This window comes from Streptomyces sp. NPDC060209, from assembly GCF_042728155.1.
Taxonomy (GTDB): Bacteria; Actinomycetota; Actinomycetes; order Streptomycetales; family Streptomycetaceae; genus Streptomyces.
This window is the reverse complement of record NZ_JBHWZS010000418.1, coordinates 1-6,370: the sequence shown is the minus strand read 5'-3', so window position 1 is coordinate 6,370 and position 6,370 is coordinate 1. Positions and strand designations below refer to the sequence as shown.

Below are 6,370 nucleotides of genomic sequence, written 5' to 3'. Positions count from 1 at the left end.
CCTTCGGCCCGCGTACGGGCCCTACACCTTGCTGCCCGCCGGTTCAGGCACTGCCGGCTCCCCGGCGGCGTCCTCTGTCCCGCGGACCGGCCGTTCCGCCGGGCCGGTGCCGGTGCCGGACTGGAGCCTGCGCGGCCCGGACAGGGCGTACGTCAGCCCGAAGCCCGCGGCCACCACCGCGGCGCCGCCGACCGCGTCCAGCACCCAGTGGTTGCCCGTGGCGACGATGGCGGAGACCGTGAACAGCGGGTGCAGCAGCCCCAGGGCCTTCATCCACGCCTTCGGCGCGAGCAGCACGATCACCAGACCGCACCACAGCGACCAGCCGAAGTGCAGGGACGGCATCGCCGCGTACTGGTTGGTCACCGCGGTCAGCGCCCCGAAGTCGGGGCTCTCGAGGTCCTGCACGCCGTGGACCGTGTCGATGAAGCCGAGTCCCGGCATGAGACGCGGGGGCGCCAGCGGGTAGAGCCAGAAGCCGAACAGGGCGAGGACCGTGGCGAAGCCGATCGTGCTGCGGGCCCAGCGGTAGTCGGAAGGACGGCGTACGTACAGCACACCGAGGATCGCGAGCGGCACGATGAAGTGGAACGTCGAGTAGTAGTAGTCGAAGAAGTCGCGCAGCCACGGGATGCCGACCACGGTGTGGTTCGCCCAGTGCTCGATGTCGATGTGCAGCCACTGCTCGGCGGAGTGGATCTGCCGGCCGTGCTCCTCGGCGGCGGAACGCCCGGCGGTCGCCGCCAGCCGCACCTTCGCGTACGCGGAGTAGACGACCCGGATGAGCAGGAGTTCCAGCAGCAGGTTGGGGCGGCTGAGCACCCGGCGCCAGAACGGCAGCAGCGGCACCCACGCGAAACGCGCCGGCACCGGCTTGGCGTGGTCGGTGGGAATCGGCCGCTGCCAGTAGGGCGAGGTACGGGACAGGAAGGGCACCGCGCAGGCCGCGCCGAGCGCGGCGATGAGCAGCGCGTTGTCGCGCACGGGAAGGACCACGCCGACGTTCGGCAACAGCATCTTCCCCGGCAGGGTGAGGACGAGCACCACGACCACCGGCCAGACCAGCCGGTCCGAGGCCCGGGTGCCGACGCGGCCGACGACGGCGAGCAGCACCCAGAGCAGCTGGTGCTGCCAGGCGGTGGGCGACACGGCGACGGCGACGCAGCCCGTGACGGCGACGGCCAGGAGCAGCTGACCGTCCCGGGCGTAGCGGGCCGCGCGGCGCAGCCCGAGGAAGATGACGGCGGCGGCAAGGGCCAGGAACAGCGCGATTTCGAGTGGTCCCTGGAGCCCGAAGCGCAAGAGCGCGCCGTGCAGGGACTGGTTGGCCAGGCTGTCCGGGCGCTCACCCAGTCCGGCACCCGCGAGGTGGTGCACCCAGTACGCCCAGGAGTCACGCGGCATCATCACCCAGGCCAGCGCCGTGCAGGCGGCGAAGGTGGCACCGCCGCTCACTGCGGCCCGGCGTCTGCCGGTGAGCCAGAACAGGACGGCGAAGAGCAGGACGGCGGGCTGGAGGGCCGCGGCGACACCGGTCAGCACGCCCGGAAGGCGCTCACCACGCACCGCGAAACAGGCGACGAGGACCAGCAGGACGGGCAGGATGCTGGTCTGGCCGAGGTGCAGTGTGTTGCGGACGGGCAGCGACACCATCAGCAGGGTGATCGCGACGGGCGCCGCCAGGAACGCGGTGCGCCGGCTCACCGGTGCGGGCAGGGCGCGCACGGCGACGAAGCCGAGCAGCACGACGAGCAGCAGCGAACCGAACGTCCATACGACGCCGAGGGCCTGCTGGGCCGAGACCGTCAGCGGCTTCAGCACCAGCCCGGCGAACGGCGTCCCGGTGAACCGGCCCGGGTCGTACAGGGATCCCGCGATGTGCAGGACCCCGGTCGCACCTGTCCAGGTCTCCAGGTCTGTGAGGCGTTCGCCGGGCGGCCGGCGCAGCACCACCGCCACCTGCCGTACCGCCAGGACGCCGACGAGCAGCCAGAGGACGGCTCTGGCCGTCGCTGCCCTCGCCCCCGGATCCGCCGCCGCGTTCCCCCGCACACTGCGCTCCACATCTGTCACGCTGCGCCGACCCTCCCGTTTTCCATGCACTGTCCCCTCGGCCCGGGTATGTGCGGATGAAGCCTCGCATTGCCCTATGAGGTAGACACAATCAACCCCCTCTTCGCCTGACTGTCACCACCGATTTGCCGAAAGAATGCCCGAATCCGCTGAGCGGGCCCTCAGGTGGCCATGGGCAGTCCGTCAGGGCGGACCGGGGTCAGTCCTCGTACTCGGGGACGTCCGCCTGCCAGCCCGTGAAGAGGGGGATGTCCGACGAGCCGTCCAGGACGACGACGCCGAACGGCCGGTCGAAGGCGATGTGCCGCACCACCTGCGGCCGCGGGGCCACGGAGGTTCGCATGGCCACGATGGTGACCGCCGCGGCCTCGACACCCTTCTCGGCGATCTTCACCACTGCTTCCTGGACCACGTCCGTGATGAAGAGGTGCACAGGCGCGAGGCCGGAGAAGTCCGCGGCGGGGTCGATGGCGAGCCGCACGCCGAGCGCCGGCAGCTGGTCGATGACCTGGACGTTTGTCCGCAGGGTGAACCGCGGCAGCGCCAACGTCACCTCGTCGGCGTCCAGCGGAGCCCGCGATTCCTCCGGGGCCCACGCCAGCGGCAGGACTCGGTCCGCCGGCTCGCCCGGCTCCCCCAGGACGAACCTGACCCGTGCCGGTGCGGCGCCGCCCGGCTCCGAGCCGCAGCGCAGTTCGACGACGTACGCGCCCGATGCCGTCCACACGTCCTCGAACTCGACCGACGCGTGCATCGTCGCCACCGGCCGGCTCGTGCCCGCCGCGTCGGTGAAGGGGACGTCGCGGGTGCGGGTCACGTCGAACCGCACTTCCCAGAACGCCTTCAGAGCCAGCACATTGACCAGGGCGAGCGCGGCACCGTCGAGGTCCAGGGGAAGCCGGTCGATCAGGCCACCGGTCCGTTCGCGGACCCACGCGTCCGTCTCCGCGGGGTCGACCGGGCCGAACTCGACATCGGGCAGCGACTGTTCGTACTCCGGGTGGAGCGGCACGTCGTTCCACACCCGGGTCGCCACGTGCAGCGCCTCGGTGCTTCCCCAGCCCCGCGCCGCCTCCGTCACCACGGCCGCGGCCTCCTGCCCGGCCACGCCCAGCAGGGCCCGCAGTTCCGCCGCCGTCTCCGTACGGGCACCTGCGGCGACGGCCGTCAGGGCCAGCCACAGTCCGGCGGGCGAGCACACGAAGCTGTGCCCGCCGGGCCGCACCAGCTCCCGTATCCACTGTTCTCCGAGCCGCTGGACGGCAGCCTCGACGTCGGTCTCCCGCATCATCACTTCCCCCTGCACGTATTAATGGTTCGTCACCCCGTCCCACCGTGGACAGAATGAAGCAATGACGTGGACCGTGACCCCCGAACACTTCGGCAGCCCCGAGGCGAACCTGCTGCGGCGGGACTATTACGACGAGGTGGCGAGCCGCTACTGGGGCCGCCCTGCGACCCCGGCGGAGATCGACGACGGGCTGAGGGACGACGGCGTCGACCTGCTCGCCCCGCCCACCGGTGAGTTCCTGGTCGGACGGTACGACGGCAAGCCGGCGAGCTGCGCGGGCCTGCGGCTGGTCGACGCGGCGACGGCCGAGCTGACCCGGGTCTTCGTCCGGCCCGCGTTCCGCTCGACGGGCGGCGGCGGCCGGCTGCTCGCGGGCATCGAGAGCGCCGCGCGCGCCTACGGGGTGCGGCGGATCCGGCTCGACACCCGCGACGACCTGGTGGAGGCACGCGGGCTGTACGCGAAGCACGGGTACGGGGAGGTCCCGGCCTTCAACCAGGGCCCGTACGCGGAGCACTGGTTCGCCAAGGAGCTCTGAGCCCCTGCTGCCGGAGGAGCGGTCAGCCCACCGAGTGGTCGCGGCGCGGTTCGGGCATGTGGGGCCGCTCCCTGCTCGACCCGCTCACCTCGGCCGACAGCTCCGTCACCAGGCGGACCAGGTCCGTGGGCCGGTCCGGGCCCCACCAGTCGCCCAGCAGCTCGGCGAGGGACTCCTCACGAGCCTGGGACAGCCGGACCACGGCCTCCGCGCCCCGTTCGGTGAGCACCAGCTGCATCCCCTCACGCCGGGCGTAGCCGTTCCCCTCCACCTGCCGGGCGGCCGAGGTGATCACCCTCAGCGGCACGGGGGCGACCTCGGCCAGCCGGCCGGGCTCGACGGTGCCGTGCCGTTTGATCCGCAGCAGCAGCCAGCTCGCGGCGGGCTGCAGGTCGTATCCGGCCTTCTCGGTGATCTTCTCGTAGATTTCCCGGCGCCCCTCCCGGGTGGCGAGCACCGACAGGGCGCGTGCGCACTCGTCGTACGAGGAGCGCTGGACCGGGTTCGAGGCCAGGGTCTCGCTGGTGTCGGGCGCCGTCACCGACCCGCGCAGGGGCTCCTCCTTGAGGAACCAGGCGAAGACGAAGGCGACGAGGACGACGGGTGCCGCGTAGAGGAAGACATCGGTGATCGCGGTCGAGTAGGCGCTGAGGACCGAGGGGCGCAGGTCCGCCGGAAGCCGGCCGATGGCCCGGGGATCGGCGGCCAGCGCCCCCGCGTCCATGCCGGACGGAAGCGATCGGCCGCTGAGCGCGTCCTCGAGTTTGCCGGTCAGCCGGTTGGTGAAGATGGTGCCGAACACGGCCACGCCGAACGAGGCGCCGATGGACCGGAAGAAGGTCGCTCCGGACGTGGCGACACCGAGGTCCTCGTAGCCGACGGAGTTCTGCACGATCAGCACGAGCACCTGCATCACCAGGCCGAGCCCGGCCCCGAAGACGAAGAAGCAGAGGCTCATCGTCCAGGTGGAGCTGGTCTCGGAGAGCGTGTGGAGCAGCAGCAGGCCGACCACGGTGAGGGCCGTGCCGGCGATCGGGAAGACCTTCCAGCGGCCGGTCCGGCTGACGATCTGGCCGGAGGCGGTCGAGGTGAGCAGCAGCCCGAAGACCATCGGCAGCATGTGCACACCGGACAGGGTCGGGGTGATGCCGTGCACGACCTGGAGGAAGGTCGGCAGATAGGTCATGGCGCCGAACATCGCGAAGCCGATGACGAAGCTGATGACGGCGACGAGGCTGAAGGTCCGCTTCCGGAACAGCTTCAGCGGCAACACCGGTTCGGCCGCCCGGCGCTCGGCCGCGACGAACGCCACGAGCAGCACCACGGCGAGGATCGCGAGGGCGATGATCTGCACGGAGCCCCAGGCCCAGGTGGTCCCGCCGAGCGACGCGACGAGGACCAGGCAGGTGGCGACGGAGGCGATGAGGAAGGTGCCCAGGTAGTCGATGGTGTGCTTGGTGCGGCGGACCGGGATGTGCAGGGCCGCGGCGATGACGAGCAGCGCGACGACACCGATGGGCAGGTTGATGTAGAAGACCCAGCGCCAGCTGAGGTGCTCGGTGAAGAAGCCGCCGAGCAACGGCCCCAGCACGCTGGTCGCACCGAACACCGCCCCGAACAGGCCTTGGTACTTGCCTCGTTCGCGCGGGGTGACGATGTCGCCGACGATCGCCATCGACAGCACCATCAGCCCGCCGCCGCCGAGTCCCTGGAGGGCGCGGAAGCCGATCAGCTGCGGCATGTTCTGGGCCATGCCGCAGAGCGCGGAGCCGACGAGGAAGATGACGATGGCCGTCTGGAAGAGCTTCTTGCGTCCGTACTGGTCGCCGAGCTTGCCCCAGAGCGGGGTGGCCGCGGTCGCCGCCAGCAAGTAGGCGGTCACCACCCACGACAGGTGGTCCAGGCCGCCCAGTTCGCTGACGATCGTGGGCAGTGCGGTGGACACGATGGTCTGATCGAGTGCGGCGAGCAGCATGCCGAGGAGCAGTGCGCCGATGGACACCAGGACACTCCGCCGGGACCGCCCCTCACCTGCTGCAAGGGGTGGCGGGCTCAGCTGCTGGGCCATGAGCATCTCCTCGGGTCCGCTTCACCCCCATCCTGGCCGCTGTGTGCCGTTATGGCCTGCCGAGCGGCGCTACGCGCGTTGGGCTTCGCTGCGGCGGCCTGCATAATCGCAGGCAGTTCAAAGGGGAGGGGAACCCACGATGACCGGACATATGTGCCCGGAGTGCGGCGGCGAGCAGAGCGCGAGACCCGGGGCGGGGTGCGCCTGCGGAGCCGGTACGGCCACGCGGCCCGGGCGGGACGCCCGTTCGGCGGAGATCGCGGCGGCCGAGGATTTCGACCCGCTGCGTATCCGGCCGTACGTGACGCTGAACAGCGACGACACGGAGGACCACGGGGCCCCCGACGCGGCCACGACGATGCCGCTGTTCCTGGACGGCGCGCCGGACGGAGCGCCGGGG

At 71.3% G+C, this 6,370-nt stretch carries 4 protein-coding genes and 1 pseudogene; 2 read left to right on the top strand and 3 right to left on the bottom strand.

Annotation, left to right across the window (positions count from 1 at the left end; all coding sequences use genetic code 11):
- Positions 1-21: 21 nt before the first annotated feature.
- Positions 22-2,073, bottom strand: coding sequence for a bifunctional glycosyltransferase 87/phosphatase PAP2 family protein (locus tag ACFWFI_RS40010; RefSeq protein WP_387400431.1), 2,052 nt, complete (start codon positions 2,071-2,073; stop codon positions 22-24).
- A gap of 199 nt (positions 2,074-2,272) precedes the next feature.
- Entirely contained in the window at positions 2,273-3,364 is a 1,092-nt protein-coding gene (locus ACFWFI_RS40005; RefSeq protein ID WP_387400433.1) for a serpin family protein, read from the bottom strand.
- Positions 3,365-3,425: 61 nt separating this feature from the next.
- Between ACFWFI_RS40005 and ACFWFI_RS40000 the strand changes: the two genes are divergently transcribed.
- Positions 3,426-3,902 (top strand): GNAT family N-acetyltransferase, encoded by a 477-nt coding sequence (locus ACFWFI_RS40000; protein ID WP_387400429.1) that lies wholly within the window; start codon positions 3,426-3,428, stop codon positions 3,900-3,902.
- A gap of 22 nt (positions 3,903-3,924) precedes the next feature.
- Here the strand turns inward: ACFWFI_RS40000 and ACFWFI_RS39995 are convergent, their stop codons facing one another.
- A complete protein-coding gene (locus ACFWFI_RS39995) occupies positions 3,925-5,970 on the bottom strand; it encodes an MDR family MFS transporter (protein ID WP_387400427.1) in 2,046 nt (681 codons plus the stop codon).
- 139 nt (positions 5,971-6,109) lie between these two features.
- Between ACFWFI_RS39995 and ACFWFI_RS39990 the strand changes: the two are divergent.
- Positions 6,110-6,370 (top strand): annotated as a pseudogene (locus ACFWFI_RS39990) (peptidoglycan-binding protein); the annotation flags it as partial.